Raw genomic sequence first — 22,619 nt, 5'->3', positions numbered from 1 at the left:
ATTTTCCTAATACACTATCCCTTATTCCTAGATCTCTTGCTACTTTTGCAACTGGTTGACCTACCTTTCTTTGTTCATTTGTCAGCTTAACAGCTTCCAATTTGAATTCTGCCTTATATTCTCTTGCCATTTCTAATCCTCCAAAATTTTATTTTACCCGAAAAAACTCCTTTCTTTCTCTCCACTTTTTCTGGGTAAGGTCAAATGCTCCATCCCTTCCTGTTAATGGTCTGCCTTCCCTTATTGATGACAGTATATTTGCTTCCAGTTCTTTGTAATCTACCAAACCGGTGGTTCTGTTTACTACTTTCTGACTCATTGTCAAACCTCCATTTTTTTATATCAATTTATTACTTTTTTTTCGGTTTGACACACTTTTTTGAACCATACGCGTCAAGTTAAGAGATTGTGAGCAAATTTAGAGAGGTTAAAGTGGATACTCTAGCCCTTCTACGTTTGTCTTTTAATGAAAATCGCGACCAAGTTATAGTGAGTTTTTTAAGAAATGCTTTTAAACTATTAATTTTGGTTAATACTAAAAATAACTCTCTAACCCGCCTTTTTAGCTCAATAAATGCCTTTGTTAAGCTAAGTTCTGTATTCTTTTTCACTTCTGTGCAACCAACTATGCCGTGAAATATAAGAATTGCGCACAATTTAGCATATAGTTCACATAATACTCTGCATGGCTTTCCTTTTAGCTTATCAAGCCTGATATGGCTTTTATACAATTTAAATAATTTGCCACCTTACTCTGTAAATCGTTAATACTTGCTCAGCACTAATTTTATTTTCTGGAACATTAGTTATACCAGTTCAACAATTTTTGATTTCTTTTAGAGGATCCTGCGATCTTGCTAATCTATTAGCTTTCCTTCTTCTGGCCATATTCAGTTAGTTTCTGACATATAATTCTTACTCTAATTTTTGCTTCTTTTCCTAACAATACCTCGTTTTCTAAAAATCTCTAAACATTCTAATAACTCCATTTTTTGATTTGTTTCTACATCATATACGTTGGTATCGACGACTTATGAAATAAGCTCCTATTTCATTGATTTGTTTAAAAGAACTTGGCACAAAATAACCGAGATCAGATATTAGCAAATCATTGCTTGATATATTACTTAAATGTTTCCTATATCCCTGGTCTGATCTTATTCCCTCCGTTAAATTAAGTTGGTCTATTATCTGATTCATGTAATCGAAAACTAATTGTAACTTTATTCCAGACTTAGTATTGCTTTCATAGCCACTGTAGCTAGTACCATAACCTTTATACATCTCTTCCATACTGTTAGGTAGAGTAATATAGCTACTGTCCAATAATTTAACACTATTAAATTGCTGTAAGATTTTGCAATCAACTTGCAATATATTTTTAAAGAGAATCACAGATTCATTATACATCCTTTTCATAAATTCCACTGCTTCTTCAGTAAATCTAAAATCCAAACCTTGTTTTGTTATATCTATCGAGTCCTCGTTTAGTAATTGACACATTGTTTCTACGCTACAATTATCAACTCCTATATTACCCAAGACCATGGCTTTTACGAATGATGAACCTTTTAGCTTTCTCTTTCTTTTTATAAACCTTGTTGTAATTGAGATTTTCTCTGCTTTTTCATTAAAAAATTCTTTGAGCTTTTTTGATAAGCAAGTTATTTTATTCATTGGCTCTCTCACTAAAAGTATATCTGGGAGAACTTATACCTTATTATTCTATCTCTTTCATACCTTTATTTCCTTAACTTGACGCATATGCTTTTTTGAACATTCCCAACGAAAAAAGAAAAACAAGGTCTAATTTTCTTTTTTATTTGCGATTTATCTATTAATTAACCGTGAAAGGTTACGTGTAATGCTCCTTCACATAATTATCAATAATTGCCTTAAATTCTTCAGAGACATTATCACCTTGTAAAGTTTTGAAATATTTGCCGTCTTTGTAGACTGCTGAAACAGGTTTTTCTCCATATCCAGGCAAGCTGATTCCCAAATTTGCGTGTTTGCTTTCTCCAGGACCGTTTACTATGCATCCCATAACAGCAATGCTCATATGCTCTACACCTGGATTTTTTTTCTTCCATATCGGTATATGAGTTTTTATATAGCCATTCACCTCTTCAGTTAATATACGAAAACGATCGCTACTCGTGCGCCCACAACCAGGACATGAATTAACCTGAGGGTTAAAGTATCGCAAGCCTATAGACTGCAATATTTCCTGACACACCACCACTTCATTAGTACGCGATTCACCAGGACGTTGAGTCAAAGAAGCCCGTATTGTATCTCCAATGCCATTTTGCAATAAATAAATAAGCCCTGCTGCGGTATTTACCACACCTTTATTGCCCATACCAGCCTCAGTTAAACCCAAATGCAGCGCATAATTGGAAGATTTTGCAAGTGCCATATAAACTAAAATTAAATCTTGTACTTTGCTAACTTTACATGAAATGATTATTTTGTTTGAACTTAGACCAATTTCTTCAGCTTTTTTTGCACTATCAAGAGCAGACATTACAAGTGCTTTGCGCAGTATAACGTCAGAAGGCCTTGAATTACTAAGCGAAGAGTTTTCATCCATCAATTTTTGCAAAAGGTATTTATCAAGACTACCCCAATTTACCCCAATTCTAACCGGAAGATCGTGCATTATTGCATACTCTATAACCCTTTCAAACTTCTCATCACGTTTGTTGCCAAAACCTATATTGCCTGGGTTTATCCTAATTTTACCCAGCATTTTGATGTTGTCTGGATAATCTTGAACTAATTTATCTAGCTCATACTGACCACAGCCTACCAATATTTTACCGTCAAAACCTTCTTTATTTATCTCTTCTACTATATAAGGTATTGCTCTTGCTACCTCCTCTGAGTTCAAGGCAATTCGCACCAATTCTGAACCTGTACGCGCTAGTTCTGTTATCTCTTTTGCATAATGTTTTGCGCTACTTTTTATATTATCAGAATCTATATGCACGCCAAGCGCCATAGATTGTACAACTACAGGATTATTTCCACCTATCTTTACTTTTCCAACTTCTACAACATGAGTCTTGTGCCTGGAAATCGGCAATAATTCATATGCATCATCATTCAATATCAGGTCTTTATCTAGCATATTATTAATGGCCAATATTGTGATACTATTTTACTGTGTCAGCTACACTGCCAAATGAACTCGAACCATTCAAACTATAAGCATCTACGTTATCCAAATTAGCAATAGAATCATGTGAGCATGTTTTTCTTGATGGAGTTTTTTTTATAGTGATATTCATAGGAGAAACTTTTTTTTCTCGTGTTGAAGTAACTTTCTTCTCTTCTTGTTGTTCACTTTCATGCTGCTTATTTTCATACTGGAAAACTGGCTCTTGATCTATAAATACAGCACCCCTTAAACGCGCGATATTAATACCATGCTGATTTATCATAGCGCTCTCTTCATCGTCGACTATGCACGCTTCCATGTCATTTGGCTCATTATCAAGACTAGCAATTTTTTTCTCTTTTAATTTTTTGATTAGATCTTCTTTATTTATAGCTCGATCTTGTGACTTTTTTTTCTTGAGCAATTCCCTACGCTTTTCATATAGCTTATATGACTCAGCAAAATCCTCATCTGTATGAAAGCTTGCACCACCAGGGTTACCAGGAGGTATGTATCTCTTACTGAGCTTAGATTTAGCTTCAGCACTATGCACAGTAAAAAAGCTAGAAACCAAAAACATTAATATAAACAAGACTTTAGAAAAAATCCTAAGCATATGGTGCTATAGTAAATATCGTATTTTAAAAGATAGCAATTAACAAACTTTAAGTAAACCAGAATCTTTACTAACTTTACAATACAAATATTTTTCTAAAAAGTGATATGTTTACTATCAAAAAATCTACATAGGCTAAGAGAAGAGGAAGGTGTTACAAGTTGCGTAACACCTTTTCAAGAAAAGTGTTATACAACTTAGTTTGGAGTGTATAAGCTATTCTGTTGCACTTGAGTATCAACTTTATCATTAAGTTTTGTGTCTGGCGTATCTTTAGACAAGTTCTTTTCTTTCTCCCTTTCACACTTAACTCCCTGATAGATACAGAATGCAACAAAACTAGTTATCGCTATTACGGCAACAGCAGTGGCTATGGTACAAATTAGTAGTGTTTTTTCTTGATCTGCTACTGCCTCTGCAAGTGTTTCCACTTTTTCTTGTAGGCCGTTTAAGTGCTCTTGCATAGCTTGAAACTGCTCAGTACCAATCTTGTCTTCTAATGCACTAAAAACTTTTTCAAACTGCTCAGCATCTATCTTTTGAGCTTCTTGCCATTCTTTTAATGCACTAAATACCTCTTCAAACTGTTTAGCATCTATCTTTTGAGCTTCTTGCCATTCTTTTAATGCACCAAAAACTTTTTCAAACTGCTCAGCATCGATTTTTTGACTTTTTTGCAATGCTGTTATATCTAACCTATCATTGCCAGACAAACTATACCAAGCATTACTAAAAACATTTGACATTTTAACCCCCTAGTTAATTAATATATTATAATTTTACATTCCCAATGTTTAAATTATTATTAAATTAACTGTCATTATGTATTGACCTTTTAATAATTTTGTTTGACTTGCTTTTTAAAAGTGCGAAAACTTAAATTAAGGTACTTACGAAATACATGAAGAAAAATGCTTATTGTATTTTTGTAACCATTAACACTTAATTCTACAATTCTTTGATCTCACTCATGGAGAGGCCAGTAAACTTAACAATAGTGTTGACATCAACATTATTAGCTAGCATTGCTTTTACGACTTCAATTTTTCCTTTCCGTACACCTTTCTCTTCAGCAAGATCAAGTCTGTATTCAAGAATGGCTTCTTCTTTCTGTAGATCCATCACTCTTTCTTCATAAGCTAGGAGATCTTTTTCACTCCAGTGAAACTTGTCTAATTCATCGTATGCTAGCTTTATTATTGGTGATTCCTCTGCAATTTTCTTTAGATCTTCATCTGTCGTTTCTTCTGCATGCTTAAAAAAGAAGCACCACCTTTCTATTGTGCTTTCTAGTTCCTCCACTCTGCTTTTTGAAAATTTAGGTAATTCTATAAAGACAAATTGAAAATCTTTTAAGTAATGGCCGTTGGTTTTTATATCACGTATATTGTGAGTAGAAATATACTCAACCTCTTCAGGGAATAGCATACCATTGGAAATAGCAATGAAGAAAACCTTCTTTAAATTAATGTAATTTTTATCAGCCTGCCTTGAGTAAGCCTTAGCAGCATAGAGTTGTGCGCGCTTTTCAAAGCCCTTGTCGCGAGCGAGCTGCATCTCAATTATATATCTTGACCCACTAGAATCCCTGCAAAGAACATCAACTATACTTTGTCTATCAGAGGCAATTTCAGGGTCCATAATGGTGCTTAAGAATTCTACTTCTTGTATAGTATTGACTTCAGTACATCCTAAAATATCATTTAAAAAATGGATAAGAATATTCTTATTTTTTCAGTACCAAAGATTTTCTTAAATGTTAAATCTAACTTTGGATCGAGAAATTTAGAAAGAGCCATGGCAAGAATGCTTGAAAATATTAATAATTATACACTATTATTAACAATTATTCAATTATATTTTTAAGGAAGACAACTTTTAACTTTGTAAAAGATAGCCAAGAAAGTTGCATTTGCAGCAAATTTTAAGATACCCATCTATGGCCTAACTTAACGCGCATGAACGTTCTCAGAAGCCCTGTTATTCTACTAATATCTCTCTCTTTCCTGAATAATTTGGAGCACTGACAACACCTTCTTTTTCCATTCTTTCAACGATGTTTGCAGCTCTGTTATAGCCTATTCTAAGTTGTCGCTGAATGTAACTGGTTGAAACTTTTTGATCTCTTTGAATGATGGCCACTGCTTGATTGTAGAGGTCGTTTTCTTCATCCTCTGTTTCACCTTCTGATTCCACAGAAGAATTTTCATCTTCTTTGGTAATTTCCTCCATATAATTTGGCTCACCTTGCATTTTCAGATGATCAACTATATCTTGTACCTCATCATCGCTCACAAATGGGCCGTGAATTCGAATAATCTTACCACCAGAGGCCATATAAAGCATATCACCCATACCAAGCAATTGTTCAGCCCCTTGTTCGCCAAGTATTGTGCGACTATCTATCTTAGAAGTAACAGCAAAACTGATTCTCGTTGGAAAGTTCGCCTTTATCACACCTGTGATCACATCCACAGATGGGCGTTGTGTTGCCATTATGATGTGTATTCCTGCAGCACGAGCCATCTGAGCTAAGCGTTGAATAGAGCACTCTATTTCTTTGCCGGCAACAAGCATCAAATCTGCCATTTCATCTACAATCACTACAATATATGGGAATGTTTCCATTTTAATCGGCAGCTTTTCAAACAAAGGTTTGCCTGTTGTTGAGTTAAAGCCAATCTGCACAACGCGCTCCAATTCTATTCCACTATTCATCGCTTCTGTGATTCTTTGGTTATAGTTTATTACATTGCGCACATTTAAATAGGACATCATGCGATAGCGGTTTTCCATCTCTTTTACTATCCACTTAAGAGCGACTACAGCCTTTTTTGGCTCTGTTACCACTGGCGTTATTAGATGCGGTATTGCATCATATATTGAAAGCTCAAGCATTTTTGGGTCGATCATTATCATCTTACATTCATCAGGACTTAATCGATAAACGAGTGAAAGAATCATAGTGTTAATCGCAACTGATTTACCAGACCCTGTGGTTCCAGCAACGAGCAAGTGGGGCATTTTAGTTAGATCTGCAATAACTGGTTTTCCACTTATTTCTTTGCCAAGCGCAATTGGGAGATTTAAGTTTGCATTTTGGTATTCTGGGGATTCAAGCAAATCACGCAGCATTACAATTTCCCGTTCCTTGTTCGGCAACTCTATTCCCATAGCATTTTGCCCACGAATTATTGAAATACGTGCAGAGAGTGCACTCATCGAACGTGCAATGTCATCTGCAAGGCCAATTACTCTTGCAGATTTCGTGCCAGCTTGTGGTTCAAGTTTGTACAAAGTCACAACCGGCCCATAGCATACACTGATAATTTTTCCTTGCACGCCAAAATCACTCAGGACTTGTTCCAGCAGAGATAAATTTTTATTGCTCTCCATTTCATTCAGCTGCTTTCTCTGCAAAGACTCCTCTGCTTTAGAAAGTAAATGGATACTTGGAAACTTAAACTCACTTAAAACCTCCTCGGTAGCTTTTTTCTGTCTTTCTTTTGGTTGTTGTTTAGTAGTGATTTTAGTTCTATGTTTTTCTTCTACTACTAATGGTGCAATTGAATACTCAGTAGTTTTATGTGATCTGAAGAATGGAACATTTACAAATAAGCAAGCTATTTTTTTACATAAGAAGAATAGAGAGTAAATTGTTCTCTTCCAACCAACAGATCCTACAAGACCTATTGATGTTACTATCACAAATATATAAAACGGGCAGTTATTAATTAGTGCATTCCCTATTATTCCACTGTGTCTGTACCTTGCAGTGATGCCTAGCGAAAGTTGTGGTAGTATAGCACATATCCCTAAATTGATTAATATTAAATAGAGAATTTTTAGCAGCCTTTTTGATGGCCTGAAGATCAACAAGTAAACTATGGTTGTAGCTATTGTAACACTAGTTAATCCAAGAAATTGAACCAATATATCAGCTAAATATGAACTTACTATTCCACCTAAATTTGTCACTTCCTCATTTGTAGCTGTGTTTAAGGAAGGATCTTTATAGTTATAGCTAAAAACTGATATATATATATATATTAAAAGGGATAGATATATTGCTGATTTTAGATATTTTTTTAACATCTACCTAAAGTAGTAAGCTACTGTATATTTTACAAAGTGAATTGTTATTAGCAATATCATTATAGATAAATCTAATCCGTTGAACGGTGGTATATATCTTCTAATAATCTTTAGTGGTGGATATGTCAATTGGTTCAAGATGTGCATTATGCTACTGACAGTTTCATTATATATGTTCACCATATTAAGTTTAACCAGCCAGTTTAGGACAACCCAACATATTAGAATGAAGCTATAAAGATCAAGTAACGTATTGAGTAGATATATGATTGGATGCATACATATCTATTACACGAAAGTTATATAAAAGACAAGTATTTAGCCTTTTCAAACTCAAAATGTTGTTTTTGCTGAACCAAAAAAAACTTCATTTTTTGAGCTGCGCAAAGCCACCTAAAGTAGAGAATGGACAAGGAAGGAGGGGTGTATAATATATATTAATGTTGATATTTATTTCTTATAAATATCATCTCTATGTCCTATCTCTGTGATAGTTACTATATGATCTAATTGATTTACTCTGTAAATTACACGATAGTCACCAACTCTTAGCCTTCTACATTCTTTTAAGTTATGATGTAGTGGTTCACCAAAATTTATTGGGTCAACTGTAAGACGTTCTTTTATAGCCTTTTGAACTCTTAGCCTTATTGTCTTTGGAAGGTTTGGTAAATCTTTTTCAACAACACTCTTTAGAGACTTAACCTTGTAACGCTCTAATCCCACTTAATATCTTCAAAATCAACTGTTTCTGCACCTTCAACATCACGCTCATCAGAAATTTTAGATACTAAAAAATCCTCCATTTCAAGCTCAACTGCTTCTCTAAATAGTTTTCCTGCTAATTCTTGAACGGGCTGTTTAGTAAATTCAGATAATTCAGCAAGATGCTTTAAAGTTTCTTCGCTAAGAGCTATGTTAATGCCTGAATTTGCCATATGTTTTACAGAACTCTACTACTGTAACAAGTATACAACATTTTTTTTAATTTTTCAATAAAGAAAGTTGATGATACGTAAGAAAAATTTTGCCACCTGCGTTAATAAATAATTAAAAATTTAGCATATTTATCTACCCTCTATTCTATTACTTAAGTTAGACCACTTTTTTCTATTAATATTTTTTGTTTATAAAGATGAGCAGTTACTCATCACGCAGTTGATCTATGGATATAATACTACCGTTTGATAGTTTTTCAGTACATTTTTCACTTTTGTATTCTTTATCAGAGTCGATACTGATTTTGTCAAATATTAAAACATCTCCTGAAATTTTATCACGAAACTCACTAATAGCAAAAAACGGTATAGTAATTCGCTCTTGTTTTCCTTGAAAACTCAAACTGACGCTAAATTTATCCTCAGAAACTTTTAAATCATAGAATTGATGCTGTAATATAATAAGCATTTGAGTAGGGTATGACTTTTTCAAACGATCTGGCATGGTCACACCATTAAAATATGTGAAAAATAATATTTCTAAGTGAGGGATAAAACCATTACCTGATATAACATCTAAAGTCTTTTTGATAACTTGAAACTTAGCAGAATTAAGCAGTTTTTTGTAATCTGTTTGCTCCATATAACTTTCACATACGTAAATTTTGGGGGAACTTCTGTTACCCGGCGTTCCCTAAACCGTGCTTTAGTAATAAACCGGTTGTGCTAAATTAAGCAGCAACACGATATTCTTCAGCAGCAAAATTATCGTTTGCATTTAAATTATGAACTCTTAGCGGTGGTGTCTAACCGAGCAAAGCTACCATCTTTACTATGCATGTCGATCCTTAATCGCCCCCGTATAATTAAAAAACATGGTGGAGGCGCCGAGTACTGCCCTCGGGTCCAATACACCTATTACAAGGTAATTTTATTGCTATAGTACACAAAATGTACATAGCTATTATATAGCAACATTAAATAAATGTCAAGATATTATGACCTTAAGTTGATTTATTGCTAAAACAAAATTAATATTTCCAGTAAAAAATTCTGTGCTCTTAACCTGACACATATGGCTTTTTGAATACTCCCAATGAAAATATTTATAAATAAATATTTACTCTTCTTTTTTATTGTTTTTAGGTTTTTCTTGATCAACCATTTCTCCACCGATCTCTTTTATTTTTAGTATCAACGACTCTGGTACATACATGTCAATTACTTCTTCTGCTGTCACAAATAAAGCCTGATAAGAGTGTGAATTTATTATCCAATTAGGCAATATGTCTTCTGCTTCTATTTTATACTCTCCCTCTTTTTTGTCATATACTGTGTAGCAATATAAGTGCACAGCAAAAAATAATACATAAGAGAGCAATATTCCTTTAAGCACTCCGAGAAAGATTCCAGTAACTCTATCGATAAACCCCAACCTTATGGGTAATAATATGTACATTAGCCAGTTATTTATTATCATGAATATAAGATTAAGTATAATAAATACAGAGATTGTAGAAAGTATGTTTAGTGTAACTTTAGAATCAAAATATTTACTATAATTTGGAGTGAAAAAATCATAGTGATTAGCTGTCAGAAAGACCGATAAAAATAGAAACATTAGTGCGCATAGCTCTTTTATAAAGCCTCTAGTTACCGAGATTATTACGCATAGAACAACAATGAAGATAATTAGGCTATCGAAAAGCATGTTTTATATCTATATGGTTTTCAAGATATAATAGTTGTAAATAACAAGGTTGTAAAATTAATTGTATTTATGCTGCATCAATTGATCTAAATACCTAGCGATCATGTCAATTTCTAAATTCAAATAATCATTTACTTTGTTGTACTGAAAAGTTGTATTTTCCCATGTATAGGGAGTGATATTTACTGTAAATTCCTGATTAACAACTGAATTCACTGTGAGGGAAACCCCATCTAGTGTAACGGAGCTTTTTTTTGCAACAAATTTAATTAATTCTTGTGGGCACGATAGTTTGATTTCATGAGAATCTAAATTTTGATTAATTGTTAAAAATTTTACTATCCCATCAACATGACCCTGAACCAGGTGGCCATCGATCTTATCGCTTAATCTCATTGCTTGTTCGAGATTTATTTTTTTTCCTATTCTCCACGTATTTAAGTTAGCAACCTTCATAGTTTCTTGAGATGCTTGGACTGTAAATGTATCGCTCATTATATCAACAACAGTTAAACACACACCAGAGCAAGCTATTGAATCTCCTTTATTTATAGAGGATAAATTTTGTGTCTTGATATGGAAAATTTGATCAGAGTTGGAGTGAGTGGTAGTATCAGTTATAGTCCCGATATCCGTGATAATTCCTTTAAACATATGGTGAAAATAAATAATTTTACCATGAAAATTTTTTACAACAACTTATTTCTATTTTGTTATAGTTAAAGTAATTCTGGTTTACCGACAATTTAAAAAACGACAAATTCGTCATCCCGCTACGTGTTAGCGGGATCTAGAGATACCGTGACGGTATGACGTAGGAAAACTGAGCCTGCACTAGCTATAGGCGCGAGAAAGGGGATCGTTTTCACTTACTTGCTTAATAGATTCTATAGAATATTCAGAATATATAAAGCGAGCTAAATTCAAAATACACAGCGCGATTAATATTGGCAACCCTATGTTCAATGCTAACCCAATACTTTCCCTTTTTTCTGGTGGCACTAATCCTTTTAACATTGACACTTTTCCTAATGGAAAATGCCATAAGCAAAGTGTTGATGCAGATGCTACTATTATAAATAGACAAAAATAAGCCTTTTTTGAGGAAAATACAGTTTTAACGGTGATTTGAGTGTAATGTTAGTAGGTGGTAGAGTTTTAGCTTCATTTGTTGCTGGTGAAAGATCTTTAATTGGTAAAGGGTTTGTAGATTTATGAGGAGTATTTTCATGTTGTGGAGAAGGTTGTTGTATATAAACACCTGAAACTAATTTAAGCAATTGCTCTTTTTTTCTATATACTTGTTTTTGTAAATATTCTTTACCTAAAAGTGAGTTACTAAGAGGTTGTGGCCTTTCGAGTATCTGTAATACTTCTGATATTTCGCCTGGCTCTAATATTGCATGTAATTGTTTATCTTGAAAGTAAACAATATTGAATACTGAGCTGAAAATATTGCAAAATGTTTCTGGATCTTGATTTTTGTATCCACTCATCACTTCAATAAATATTTTATCGAGCTTTTTCCCCTGTGCTCAATTTGGTTATCTATCACAGCTACTCTAGCATCATTTCGTGCTTGTTTTATGGTAGATTGTTTTTCTTCTTCTGGTAGTTCTTGAGATTGCTTTTTCGATTTTTTTCTATTAGCTTTAAAATACTCTGTGTGCGAAGTAGTTTGACCTACATTCTGTTCTGCTTCTTGAGGTATTGGATTTTCTATACTACCCCCTGTCATCCGAGTAGCTTGACTACTTGGATCCATGTTTCTTTTTTCCTGGTCAAACGCTGGAATAACACCAAATGGTATATTGTTGCTCTGTATAGAAAATTGGCAATTGTTGGGAAAAGAATTGTGACGTATTAAAAAAATTGGGTAGACAGAAAAAAGATCTAAACCAGAAAACGTTTTCATGCATTGCAGCAACTACTATCGAAACACGTGTAACTTGTTTCCATTATTTGTTACATCGAAGCCAAATGAGCCTGTAACTGGTACGATTTGTTTATTTTGTGCATTTTTTTGGTTAGTTTCACTCTGTTCTTTTTTGTCTTCATTTTCAGTTTTTTCTGCATGTTGTAGCTTTTCATTTAGAAATAACTCGATTTGGTACAAGTTGTCCAGGTTAATGTTTTCAACGTCTGTTTGTAGCGTTATCGTTGTGCCCTGCAGAAGGATTTGAGGCGGAGCACTATTTACGAATTCTTCTACAGTTTTATAACTGTTAGTTTTACAGTAGTTATTATATAGTTCACTGCTTTCTTTGGGCACTTTTATGTTGGCTGTAAATTTTTTTCCCGGGAAAGGCAGATTTTGAAAAAATCAATTAAAGGGTTTATTCGAAATAATCTTATATTAAAGGTGTCTTTATCTGTTGCTGTTAGCTCAAATGAAAATTTTTGTATATTGCTTTCAATACTTCTCGAGCGAATAGCACTGATCTTAATTGTTTCGCTAGAAAATGCTTTACTTATGTTTCTGGATTTTTCCTTAAAGAGCTTAGGTAAATCCTCTATTTTATACTTATTCTTAGTTTCAGTGTTACTGTTGTGCATAGTTGACACAGCAAATTCATCAACGCAAAGGTAAATAAAAAAGATTAATTAGTCAATAAATTAATAATCAGAATAGGGCAATTTTTCGGATTGTTGATGATATTTAAAATTTCACTATAATGAAAGTTTAAGCCAGCGTTTTTAAGATGAATAAAGAGTTATTAGATGACATACTTTCACTTGAAGATAAAGCAGTTTCCGAAATTGAGAATGCTTCTTCTTTGCAAGATTTAGAAAAAGTTAGGCTATTATATTTGGGAAAAAAGGGTGTAGTTAGAGCGTATTTTGATAACTTAAAAAAGATAGAAAATGCAGAGAAAAAGCGTGATTTAGGTGCAGTGATTAACGCTTTACGTGATAAGATAGATCATCTTATCATGAATAGGGAAAATGTGCTAAAAACAGAAGAAGTTAACTTTAAATTGCAGAACGAGGCGGTTGATATCACGTTGCCCGTTAGACCAGAAAAAATGGGCAAGGTCCATCCACTCAGTAAGGTTATAAATGAAGTAAAGCTTATTTTTGCACATATGGGTTTTAAAGCAGTTGATGGCCCTGATATTGAAGATGAATTTCATGTATTTGATGCACTGAATACTCCAAGTCATCATCCTGCGCGAGAGGAGCAAGATACCTTCTACTTAAAGAACAAAATAGATGATAAAAGAATGGTACTGCGCACTCACACCTCATCTGTACAGATTAGAACCATGGAAAAAACAAAAAAGTTCCCAATTAAAATAGTAGCTGCAGGTAGAGTATACAGAAACGACTTTGATGCAACTCACACCCCTATGTTCCATCAAATAGAGGGGTTATATGTCGATGAGAATGTCAATATGGGCCAGTTAAAATTTACTATTCATCACTTCCTTAATAAGTTCTTTGGCGATAAAGGGCTGAAGATACGTTTTCGTAATAGTTTTTTCTCTTTTACCGAGCCTTCTGCGGAAGTGGACATAAGTTATAAAGGTAGTAAATGGATAGAAGTACTGGGATGCGGTATGACGCATCCAAATGTATTTCAAAATGTTGGAATAGACCATACTAAATACAACGGTTTTGCGTTTGGCATTGGTATAGAAAGGCTTGCAATGCTAAAATATCAAATTAGCGACTTGAGGAGCTTTTATGACAACAAAATCAGCTGGCTTGATCATTACGGTTTTCATTTTTCATCTTTAAGATAAGTGATAAGTAAAACTCATACGTTCGTTATACTTGCTGCAGGGCATGGCAGGCGGATGAATTCAGATTTGCCTAAGGTCCTACACAAAATAGGCAGTTTTTCCATGCTCCAGCATGTCATTTACAATGCAAAACAGTTAAATCCTGAAAATATTGCTGTTGTAGTTGATCAGCCTTTAATTGAAAGACTAAAGTGTTTTAAGGATATACAGTTAATTACACAAGAATTAACACTTGGCACGGGAGATGCGGTCAAAACTGCGATGAGAAACCTAAGAGAATTGCCAGATTCAAGCATAGTTGTTGTGCAGTATGGGGATACTCCGCTCATAAAAAGCAGCACAATAACTAAAATGATTAGTTATTTAGAAGGCAAGGCTCTAGTTTGCCTAGGTTTTAGGACAAGCAATAAAGAATACGGTAGGTTAATTATTGAGAATGGTTCCTTAAGAGAAATCGTAGAAGCAAAGAGTGATAAAAATAATCATGAAGAATTTCTTGCCAATGCTGGAATAATGGTGGCATGTGCAAAGAATTTACGTGAATTGGTGGAGAAAATAGAGTGCAATAGCTCAACTCATGAATATTACTTGACCGATATAGTTTCCATTGCAGTGAAGAGTAATTTAAATGTCGGTTACGTTATTACCGGTGGAGAAGAAGCAACGGGAATAAATAACAGAAATGACCTTATAAAAGCTGAATTTTACTTTCAAGAAAATAAAAGAAAAGTTTTTACCGACTCCGGAGTAACGCTTGTTGCACCAGAGACTGTTTTCTTTTCTCTTGATACGCAAATTGCCAGAGATTCAGTTATTTACCCATATGTTTTTTTCGGTACTGGAGTGAAAATAGAGTCTGGTGCGAAAATACTGCCATTTTCGCATTTAGAAAATTGCTTAATTAAAAGTAATGCTGAGGTCGGTCCATTTACCAGAATACGCGGAAACACAACAATTGGTAATAAGGCAAAAATAGGAAATTTTGTGGAAGTGAAAACAAGTGAAGTTGGTCAAAACACTAGAATAAAACACTTAAGTTATATAGGAAATGCTAAAGTAGGGCAGGAGAGTAATATAGGAGCAGGCACTATTGTTTGTAATTATGATGGGAAAAATAAACATGAAACGAATATAGGGAGCAATTGCTTTGTTGGCGCCAATAGCTCACTAATTGCGCCGCTTAATATTCATGATGAATCTGTAATTGCAGCAGGTAGTGTTATAGTTGAGGATGTACCAGAAAAAAGCCTTGCAATAGCAAGAGAAAAGCAAGTAACTAAGAGAATAAAGTAGTCTAATTTAATTATGTTGTTGTGTCATTTTTAATATTAGACTTCTTGCATAACCATATAACAAACTTTTATTGGGAATAGAAACAAAAAAACTTCCTTGACAAACTCCGCCAGCGCCCTTATCATGAAACTGAAGCTATTGTATTTGCTTTCGCCAATCTGCAGATTAAAAGGTAAGGATTACTTAATGTATCGGCGTCTTATGTTCAATTTTTTGCAGTATATAGATACTGTATGTCTTTACAAAACTTCATCTACATCTAGATTTTTATCTAAATAAGCTGAACGCGCTTATAAAGCGTTACAAGACATCAAAAAATGCCAATACTCGACAGAGATAGTAAAAGACTAGCTAACTCGGGGATTCTTTGTCTTTTTTTCTGCTTAGTAAATTTCTTAAACATTTGCAGCGTAAGTTAGTTGCAATTAAAAGCAGCTAAATCTTGCTTGTCAAGTGTTTAAAACATAAAAAACGCCAATATTTTAAAGCGGATAATAACCCCAGGGCTTCTTTTGCCTTTTTTTTCATTTAGTAAATTTCTTAAATATTTATAGCTAAACGACAACCGTCATCCCGCTACGTGTTAGCGGCTAAGAGATACCGCGGCGGTATGACGGTTTGCGGCGGCATGACCTCGTCATTCCCCTACGTGTTAGCGGGATCTAGAGATACCGCGAATGAATCGCGGTATGACGGTTCGCGGTGGCATGATGTAGGACTGCTGTGACACCATTATAGAGTGAACCAGTGTCAGCTACTTGCATAGAAAATGTTTATGACTAATTTTTAGATCAAACATGGAATTTCGACAAACTTAACTTTTTTGTGAGACTGTTCAACAATAATAAATAAATTGAGAGGAAAGGTTACGGCAATGGAAAAGAAAAAGTTTTTTGAAATAATAAATGAGGTAAGCAAGAGTGAAGGTTTAAATGAGAATAATTTACTTGAAAGAATAGGAAGTGAGCTAAAAGATGCAGACTCAATAGTATATAGCACTTATAACAATTTGAAGATAGATAAGATGTTCAGTATATTAGATTCAGACAAAATTGTAAATTATATGTTGGTACATCTTGCTGTGGAATGTAACAGTGTACCAATAGTAAAACTCCTACTAGCAAAGGAAGCAAAAGTTAATGAACCAATATATGAACTTGATGAAGCTAAGTCTAAGCTAACTGCTTTGCATGGTCATCAAGAGATAGCTCAGCTTTTATTGAACAATAACGCAAATCCTTCACTAAAAGATAGTCAAGGCCGAACTCCAAGGGATATTGTCGGTGATGTAAAAGGTAAAAAGGCTATAATAAAAATGTTAGAGGAAGGAGAACAACGTTATGCTGAGACAAGAGCTACGAGAAGACAACCTTATAGACAAGGCACTTTACCGCAGCCTAATAATAAAACTCCAGGAGATTCAGCTATGGGCGGAAATAAAATAACTGCTGCAGTGCAAGCATGGAACGCAAGAGATCAGAAAGAGAACAACGGAATTACACCAAACAGCAGAAAAATCTATGTACAAGATGAGGATGAACAGACTTCTTCAAACTCAATCACTAATGAAAACAATATAAACAAAGTAGATGATACATTAGAAAGAGAACTGGCTAAAAGAGATGCTGTGGCGCAAAAGTTGCAAGAGGCAGAACAAAGACTTGCCAATAATCAGAAGCGCATAGAACATAATGACTTGCACAGTCAACATCCAGAGCAGTATACTACATATAATGGGGAACAGACCTTTTTAAATAAAAGTAGTAGTGACGACAGTGGAATATGTTTTGATGGAGATGGATCTGAAGCTTTAGGCCAATCTATATTAGAAAATGGAGAAGACATTGATGCACAAGATAAAGATGGCGTGACCCCTTTACATTGGGCTGTTGCAGATAACAATAAAGAATTAGCAAAACTTTTGATAAAACATGGAGCAGATGTTGATGCACGAAATAGAGATAAACATACCCCTTTACATTATGCTGCTGTGCATGGTTATGTAGAGATTGCAAAGTATCTAATAGATAATGGAGCAAATGTTAATGCACAAGATCAAGATGAACATATCCCTTTATACTTTCCTGTTACAAATGACAATAAAGAATTAGCAAAACTTTTGATAAATATGGAGCAGATCGCTCATTGATAAAGGATGAAGACCTAATAGATAGACTAAACAGTATGTGTGATCAGCCATCTGAGGTTGTACCTAGTACCTTTTCTCATTCCAAAACACACAACGCAACGGAAACTCCAGAAAAAGCAGAAAAGGTTGAAAAACGTAAAGCTAAGTTAAAAGAATTACGTACTCAGCTAAAGGATGAGCAGAAAAAGAATGAATTGCTAAAACAAAAAATACAAGATCTAGAAAGTAAAAACACAACGCTTAATAGTGAATTAGAAAAAACAAAAACTAAAACAGACGAAGTACCATTAGAAAAAGCGCAAAAGGAACTAACAGAATTGAAAAGTTATATCACTGGACATGGAGCTAGGCTGGACACACTGGAGAAACTCAATGAAGAGAATGAATCACTAAGACAAGAAATAAAAAATCTAAAAAATGAAAACACAACACTTAAGGGTGAATTAGAAAAAACAAAAACTAAAAAAAACGAAGTACCATTAGAAAAAGCGCAAAAGGAACTAACAGAATTGAGAAATTGTGTCGCTGAACATGAGACTAAATTGGAAGTACTGGAGAAACTCAATGAAGAGAATGAATCACTAGAACAAAAAATACAAGATCTAGAAAGTAAAAATACAACACTTAATAGCGAATTAGAAGAAAACGAAAATAAGCATTCTAAAACAAAAGTGTTGTTAGAAAAAGCGCAAAAGGAACTAGCAGAATCAAAAAGTTGCATAGTTGGACATGAGACTAAGTTGAAACAATTCAATAAAGAGAATGAATCACTAACACAAAAAATAAAAAGTCTGGAGAATGAAAACACACCACTTGAGGGTGAACTGGGCAAAACTAAAACAAATGAAGTGTCACTAGAAAAAGTAGGAAAAAGACAATTTTCCCCAAAAGTTGCCTACGCGAGCCTTGCAGCTATGTTAGCAGTAGGTGCTGCTCTTAGTATTGCTTCCGGATTGTCTGTTCTATTAATAGTTGCAGCTTCTGTGGTATCTGCACTGATAGCCGGTGGCATTACATACACAATATCAAAACCCATCGCTCCTGACACTGAATTGAAAGAAGTGAATATTCAAGGTTCAGCACAACGGTGTTTGTAAAACTTAGCACCTACATCTGTACGAACATTGCAGTTTGCAGGTGGCAGATGCAAGTAGCTGCACTGGAATCTATAACTAACCCAATAAAGGTTTCCCAGCAGTCCTACGTCATACCGCCGCGAACCGTCATACCGTCACGGTATCTCTTAGCATAGATCCCGCTAACAAGCAGCGGGATGACGAATTTGTTGTTTTTCAAATTGTAGGTAAACCTAAGCCACTTTAGCTATAGTAAAAAGTATTTGCAAGTTACACAGTAGTGTGAATTTTTTACTTCGGTAGTTTTTCATTGTCATTATAATCATAATAGTAGTTGAGTTTAATTGATATGAAAACTTTTACGAAAAATTTTAAAAATAACGAAAAAAAGCTAGAGGAGTTTAATAAGGAAATTGAAGATATAACAACTATAGCTCAAGATAAATTTGCACATGAACTTGAGAACATCGCATATGACAGTGTGCAGAAATTTCGCAGTCTGCTTGCTAAAGAGTTAAACTCCACCTTCAATAATATTCATTCTCAAAATGTCAATCTACTAAAATCTAGCCTAGTTGAATATGCTATAAGTTCAAATTTTATCAACAAAAAAGGAGAAACAGCTTTAATACGTTCTCTTCTTAATATATTCATACGATAAAGCACTCAGAGTTGTTGCTGCGCCAATCTAACTTAATGTTGCATGCAAGCTGCATAGCTAAAGTAAGTAAGATTTGCCCCATGCTATCACGAGGTAAACCTTACTTATTCTAGCTATATCAAAAAGGAGGGTTATTATGTCAATAAGATCTACTTCACCAAGAATATCTGTGCAACGTAAATCTAAGCCTGAATCTTTTCCAGTTACTTTAGAAGAGGTTAAATCTTTTTTACGTATTGAGAACAACCAGGATGATAAGTTGATTTCAGATCTAATTTTTATGGCAACTGATTATGCTGAGTGGCATATGGAAAAGTCACTAGTAAAGCAAACATGGCAAGTTTCATATGAAGATTATGTACCTCGTAGGATCTATTTAAGCTATGGCCCTGTGAGTAAGATAGTATTGGCTACTGCAATGATGTCTAAAAATCAAGAGAAGAGAACACTTAAGTATTATTTTAGTGATGTAGGGGGCTACGTTGAGTTTTTCAATTGTTTGAATGCAATAAGAGTTGATGTTGTATACGAGGCTGGCTATGACAATGTTCCTGAGCAGATAAAACTAGGTATTATGCGGCATGTTTCTGCTCTTTACAAAAATCGTGAATCGGAGGTAAGTAGCCATTTATCTGAAGTGAAGAAGGTATATTCTCCGTTTCGCGAACCAAAGGTTGTGTTGTAGCTCTTTCTTGTCATCCAAACTGGGCTACTACGTCATACCGTTACGGATAGATCCCGCTAACAAGCAGCGGGATGACGAGGTATAAACCTTATCGTCATACCGCGATTCATTCGCGGTATCTCTTAGCATAGATCCCGCTAACAAGTAGCGGGATGACGAGTTTGTATCGGGAAATGCTGCTTATGTTTTAGCTATATATCTTTACGAGGATTCATTATGGAAAAATTCAAGCTATAAATGAGTTGTACAATAGCATTTATGCAGCACTAAAGGCAAATTCTGATTTAAGAAAATATGTTACTAACATTTATGACTACTTACCTAAACAGGTCACCATTCCTTACCTGAGATTGCGCGCAGTGAATTATAGCAACCTGCATATGCTGTCCAATTTTGCTACAAAGGCAAGATTTTCATGCGACATATATACTTATCATATAGACAGTATGTTTGCCATTATAAGGCATATTAACTTGATACTTAAGAGCATTGAAGGTTTTAGTAGTGAGGTCATTTTAGAAAGTAATTGTGCTATGGATCAGCACGATGAAATTTTACATTCAACAATTAATTTTGATATTTTAATAAAAGGAGGTGATAATGAGCAAATTACAGCTAAAAATTAAAGATCATGACAATAATTTTATTGTGTTAAATAATATACGAAACCTAAGGTTTACTTTGCGTAATAACAGAGAAGAGGTAAAAGATATTTCTTCTTTTGGCTGGAGAAAAGTATTGGATTCTGCTGGAAGCAGACATATTACGATAAAAATTAATGGAATTTTAGACTCTGTATTAGCTGATGAATTATTACGTAATTCTGCTATGCTAAACTCTAATAATGATTATGAAATTAGTTTTAAGGCTAAGGAAAAGATAAGGCTTAGGTGTTCAGTTGAACTGTATGAGAGGTATTATGACCCCGCTGCTTTTGACAGTTTTACTGTAATTTTAGCGAGTGCTGAAGTTGTAAACGCTTTTCATTAATGTTAATTTAATTTTTTCATATACAATAGTAACTGGTGAGAATTTTAACTAAATTAAAAAAAATCATGAACGACAAAGACCTTTTCGAGGAAGACGGTGATAATATTGAAGAAAATAACGATGATAAAAGAGAGAGAAGTTTAGAAAATGAAAATCAGCAAAATCAAGAAGAACAACACAAAGAGGAAGATAAGCAATACATAATACAGTATATTCAAGACTATTTGAAAGTTTTTGAGGATATTCTAAATCAGATCGACGAAGGAATTGATAATTTAGATAGTTACGAAAGGACTATGCAAATAAAGCGAAGCATAGACAGGCTCATAGAGACTTTATATAGTCAGGCTGCGTCTGAAGATATTGATGCAGAATTTGAAACCACAAAGCATACTCGCGATAAATCAGAATCTATGAAAAGAGTTAGAGAGAAAAGAAGGAAGCAAGCGATAGAAGAAGTATTAAGTAGCATGTTTGCCCAGCAACAAAAGGAGCTAATGAACGCTAAACACTTAAGTCATGGACATGAAACAGCACATGATGATGAAGCAAAGAAACGAGTGAAGTCTTCAATCAGGGGAGTGTTGTTTTCGGTGATTGCTCATAGGATGGATCCAAGAAGGAGGGCAGGGGAAACTGCTGACGATAACGAAAAGCAAGCTCATATACATGGCAGGGAAGCAGTTGGTGGAGCTTTAGGTGCATTGTTAAAAACGTTTTTAACAGCGGTTGCTGCTATTGTGCATGAAATTGCTAAACCACTTCAGAAACAGGAAACATCTTTTGCAAAACAAGTTGAAGAAAGCAGAAACGCAGATTCACAAAAGGGTCGATCTGCGTAGATTTCTCCTTGTAATAATCTTTCGATTCTACTGTCTGTTAATTCAAATTAGGGTTATAAAATTTTAGAAGCCAGCTCTTATATAACCAATTTATAGCAAGAAATTACGATACAAAAATCAGCGTCCGTTAGAAAATAAACATAACACAGGGTGATAGAGTTGCCCCTATCCATAAGCGTCAGTTAAGCTCAAAATTGTAAGCTTAAAATATGGTTGAATAATTATTAATAATAGTATATAATTATTAACGTTTTTCAGGCATTTTTGTTATGGGTGCGCCAAGTAAGCGTTTAGAATACAATTGGTGAAAATCCAACTGACCTTACCCAGAAAAAGTGGAGAGAAAGTTTGGAATGTTTTTTACAAAAAGAATGATGCATCAAATTGTTCTGGAATGCAATAGTTAATAGTGACGTTGTTTGTTATAAAAAATTTCTATGTATTCAAATATTGCAGTTCTAGTTTGTTGAGCAGAGTGTTGTGAAGTATCAATAAGTATTTCTCTTTTCAATGAGCTAAAGAAGCTTTCCACAACAGAATTGTTGTAACAACAACCTTTATGACTCATCTATATTCTTTACAGCTAAGAGATATTGATAACCTTGCGAAGTATATTGTGAACCTTTATCACTATGTAATAGTAGATTTTTG

19 protein-coding genes, 1 other RNA gene and 5 pseudogenes are annotated in these 22,619 nt (G+C 34.2%); 9 read left to right on the top strand and 16 right to left on the bottom strand.

Features of this window, described 5'->3' with window-relative positions; genetic code table 11:
* Positions 1-175 precede the first annotated feature (175 nt).
* The 15 genes and pseudogenes from HUB95_RS04770 to HUB95_RS04700 form a co-directional block, all read right to left on the bottom strand.
* Positions 176-319, bottom strand: a pseudogene (locus HUB95_RS04770) (IS256 family transposase); the annotation flags it as partial.
* 79 nt (positions 320-398) lie between these two features.
* Positions 399-1,677: pseudogene (locus HUB95_RS04765) on the bottom strand (IS4 family transposase).
* 178 nt (positions 1,678-1,855) lie between these two features.
* Entirely contained in the window at positions 1,856-3,136 is a 1,281-nt protein-coding gene (gene ispG, locus HUB95_RS04760) for a flavodoxin-dependent (E)-4-hydroxy-3-methylbut-2-enyl-diphosphate synthase (protein WP_209452540.1), read from the bottom strand.
* A gap of 25 nt (positions 3,137-3,161) precedes the next feature.
* Entirely contained in the window at positions 3,162-3,782 is a 621-nt protein-coding gene (locus tag HUB95_RS04755; protein ID WP_015588833.1) for a TRP75-related protein, read from the bottom strand.
* A 197-nt stretch (positions 3,783-3,979) separates the two neighbouring features.
* Positions 3,980-4,528: a hypothetical protein gene (locus HUB95_RS04750; RefSeq protein ID WP_015588832.1), complete on the bottom strand. Its 549-nt coding sequence runs from the start codon at positions 4,526-4,528 to the stop codon at positions 3,980-3,982.
* Positions 4,529-4,730: 202 nt separating this feature from the next.
* Positions 4,731-5,581: pseudogene (locus tag HUB95_RS04745) on the bottom strand (Rpn family recombination-promoting nuclease/putative transposase).
* 181 nt (positions 5,582-5,762) lie between these two features.
* Entirely contained in the window at positions 5,763-7,877 is a 2,115-nt protein-coding gene (locus HUB95_RS04740) for an FtsK/SpoIIIE family DNA translocase (RefSeq protein ID WP_141456784.1), read from the bottom strand.
* The gene (locus tag HUB95_RS04735) at positions 7,878-8,156 is read right to left on the bottom strand and encodes a YggT family protein (protein ID WP_006279515.1); all 279 of its coding nucleotides are present in this window, start codon (positions 8,154-8,156) and stop codon (positions 7,878-7,880) included.
* A 171-nt stretch (positions 8,157-8,327) separates the two neighbouring features.
* Positions 8,328-8,603, bottom strand: coding sequence for a type II toxin-antitoxin system RelE family toxin (locus tag HUB95_RS04730; protein ID WP_197907237.1), 276 nt, complete (start codon positions 8,601-8,603; stop codon positions 8,328-8,330).
* Positions 8,594-8,815: a hypothetical protein gene (locus tag HUB95_RS04725; protein WP_006279415.1), complete on the bottom strand. Its 222-nt coding sequence runs from the start codon at positions 8,813-8,815 to the stop codon at positions 8,594-8,596. The genes HUB95_RS04730 and HUB95_RS04725 overlap by 10 nt, the downstream gene beginning before the upstream one ends.
* Before the next feature lie 205 nt (positions 8,816-9,020).
* Complete coding sequence (locus tag HUB95_RS04720; RefSeq protein WP_006279412.1) at positions 9,021-9,458, bottom strand: ClpXP protease specificity-enhancing factor SspB; 438 nt, start codon at positions 9,456-9,458, stop codon at positions 9,021-9,023.
* A 23-nt stretch (positions 9,459-9,481) separates the two neighbouring features.
* Positions 9,482-9,811, bottom strand: a transfer-messenger RNA (tmRNA) gene (gene ssrA / locus HUB95_RS04715).
* 124 nt (positions 9,812-9,935) lie between these two features.
* A complete protein-coding gene (locus HUB95_RS04710) occupies positions 9,936-10,526 on the bottom strand; it encodes a CvpA family protein (protein ID WP_015588828.1) in 591 nt (196 codons plus the stop codon).
* A gap of 57 nt (positions 10,527-10,583) precedes the next feature.
* Positions 10,584-11,180: a riboflavin synthase gene (locus HUB95_RS04705; RefSeq protein ID WP_012673066.1), complete on the bottom strand. Its 597-nt coding sequence runs from the start codon at positions 11,178-11,180 to the stop codon at positions 10,584-10,586.
* A gap of 180 nt (positions 11,181-11,360) precedes the next feature.
* Positions 11,361-13,082: pseudogene (locus HUB95_RS04700) on the bottom strand (hypothetical protein).
* A 146-nt stretch (positions 13,083-13,228) separates the two neighbouring features.
* On the opposite strand from HUB95_RS04700, the gene pheS reads away from it, so the two are divergent.
* From pheS to HUB95_RS04660, 9 genes are all read left to right on the top strand, one after another.
* Positions 13,229-14,272, top strand: coding sequence for a phenylalanine--tRNA ligase subunit alpha (pheS, locus tag HUB95_RS04695; RefSeq protein WP_197907236.1), 1,044 nt, complete (start codon positions 13,229-13,231; stop codon positions 14,270-14,272).
* On the top strand, positions 14,273-15,565 hold the full coding sequence (gene glmU / locus HUB95_RS04690; protein ID WP_015588825.1) for a bifunctional UDP-N-acetylglucosamine diphosphorylase/glucosamine-1-phosphate N-acetyltransferase GlmU: 1,293 nt from the start codon (positions 14,273-14,275) through the stop codon (positions 15,563-15,565). It begins immediately after the preceding gene.
* Between the two features lie 874 nt (positions 15,566-16,439).
* Positions 16,440-17,714, top strand: coding sequence for an ankyrin repeat domain-containing protein (locus HUB95_RS06265; protein WP_244662741.1), 1,275 nt, complete (start codon positions 16,440-16,442; stop codon positions 17,712-17,714).
* Entirely contained in the window at positions 17,711-18,811 is a 1,101-nt protein-coding gene (locus HUB95_RS06260) for a coiled-coil domain-containing protein (RefSeq protein ID WP_244662740.1), read from the top strand. Before HUB95_RS06265 ends, HUB95_RS06260 begins: the two co-directional genes overlap by 4 nt.
* A gap of 328 nt (positions 18,812-19,139) precedes the next feature.
* Positions 19,140-19,451 (top strand): ECH_0659 family protein, encoded by a 312-nt coding sequence (locus tag HUB95_RS04680; protein ID WP_015588824.1) that lies wholly within the window; start codon positions 19,140-19,142, stop codon positions 19,449-19,451.
* A gap of 136 nt (positions 19,452-19,587) precedes the next feature.
* Positions 19,588-20,136 (top strand): head-tail connector protein, encoded by a 549-nt coding sequence (locus tag HUB95_RS04675; RefSeq protein WP_015588823.1) that lies wholly within the window; start codon positions 19,588-19,590, stop codon positions 20,134-20,136.
* Positions 20,137-20,345: 209 nt separating this feature from the next.
* Positions 20,346-20,762: a tail completion protein gp17 gene (gp17, locus tag HUB95_RS04670; protein WP_209452539.1), complete on the top strand. Its 417-nt coding sequence runs from the start codon at positions 20,346-20,348 to the stop codon at positions 20,760-20,762.
* On the top strand, positions 20,737-21,126 hold the full coding sequence (locus HUB95_RS04665; protein WP_174516995.1) for a phage tail tube protein: 390 nt from the start codon (positions 20,737-20,739) through the stop codon (positions 21,124-21,126). Before gp17 ends, HUB95_RS04665 begins: the two co-directional genes overlap by 26 nt.
* 65 nt (positions 21,127-21,191) lie before the next feature.
* Positions 21,192-21,968, top strand: a complete 777-nt coding sequence (locus HUB95_RS04660; RefSeq protein WP_197907232.1) for a hypothetical protein — start codon at positions 21,192-21,194, stop codon at positions 21,966-21,968.
* Positions 21,969-22,328: 360 nt separating this feature from the next.
* On the opposite strand, the pseudogene HUB95_RS06645 reads toward HUB95_RS04660, so the two are convergent.
* Positions 22,329-22,619, bottom strand: a pseudogene (locus HUB95_RS06645) (IS3 family transposase); the annotation flags it as partial.

Origin of the sequence: Wolbachia endosymbiont of Ceratosolen solmsi, from assembly GCF_017869155.1 — a bacterium.
Taxonomy (GTDB): Bacteria; Pseudomonadota; Alphaproteobacteria; order Rickettsiales; family Anaplasmataceae; genus Wolbachia; species Wolbachia pipientis.
Note: the sequence above shows the minus strand (reverse complement) of the source record. Positions and strands in the feature narration are given on the sequence as shown.

Coding starts and splice junctions, on each gene's coding strand:
- HUB95_RS04725 (WP_006279415.1), bottom strand. CDS start 8,815: ATGGCAAATTCAGGCATTAACATAGCTCTTAGCGAAGAAACTTTAAAG.
- HUB95_RS04720 (WP_006279412.1), bottom strand. CDS start 9,458: ATGGAGCAAACAGATTACAAAAAACTGCTTAATTCTGCTAAGTTTCAA.
- HUB95_RS04735 (WP_006279515.1), bottom strand. CDS start 8,156: ATGCATCCAATCATATATCTACTCAATACGTTACTTGATCTTTATAGC.
- HUB95_RS04680 (WP_015588824.1), top strand. CDS start 19,140: ATGAAAACTTTTACGAAAAATTTTAAAAATAACGAAAAAAAGCTAGAG.
- ispG (WP_209452540.1), bottom strand. CDS start 3,136: ATGCTAGATAAAGACCTGATATTGAATGATGATGCATATGAATTATTG.
- HUB95_RS04710 (WP_015588828.1), bottom strand. CDS start 10,526: ATGCTTTTCGATAGCCTAATTATCTTCATTGTTGTTCTATGCGTAATA.
- pheS (WP_197907236.1), top strand. CDS start 13,229: ATGAATAAAGAGTTATTAGATGACATACTTTCACTTGAAGATAAAGCA.
- HUB95_RS04675 (WP_015588823.1), top strand. CDS start 19,588: ATGTCAATAAGATCTACTTCACCAAGAATATCTGTGCAACGTAAATCT.
- HUB95_RS06265 (WP_244662741.1), top strand. CDS start 16,440: ATGGAAAAGAAAAAGTTTTTTGAAATAATAAATGAGGTAAGCAAGAGT.
- HUB95_RS04750 (WP_015588832.1), bottom strand. CDS start 4,528: ATGTCAAATGTTTTTAGTAATGCTTGGTATAGTTTGTCTGGCAATGAT.
- HUB95_RS04755 (WP_015588833.1), bottom strand. CDS start 3,782: ATGCTTAGGATTTTTTCTAAAGTCTTGTTTATATTAATGTTTTTGGTT.
- HUB95_RS04665 (WP_174516995.1), top strand. CDS start 20,737: ATGAGCAAATTACAGCTAAAAATTAAAGATCATGACAATAATTTTATT.
- HUB95_RS04705 (WP_012673066.1), bottom strand. CDS start 11,180: ATGTTTAAAGGAATTATCACGGATATCGGGACTATAACTGATACTACC.
- HUB95_RS04660 (WP_197907232.1), top strand. CDS start 21,192: ATGAACGACAAAGACCTTTTCGAGGAAGACGGTGATAATATTGAAGAA.
- HUB95_RS04740 (WP_141456784.1), bottom strand. CDS start 7,877: ATGTTAAAAAAATATCTAAAATCAGCAATATATCTATCCCTTTTAATA.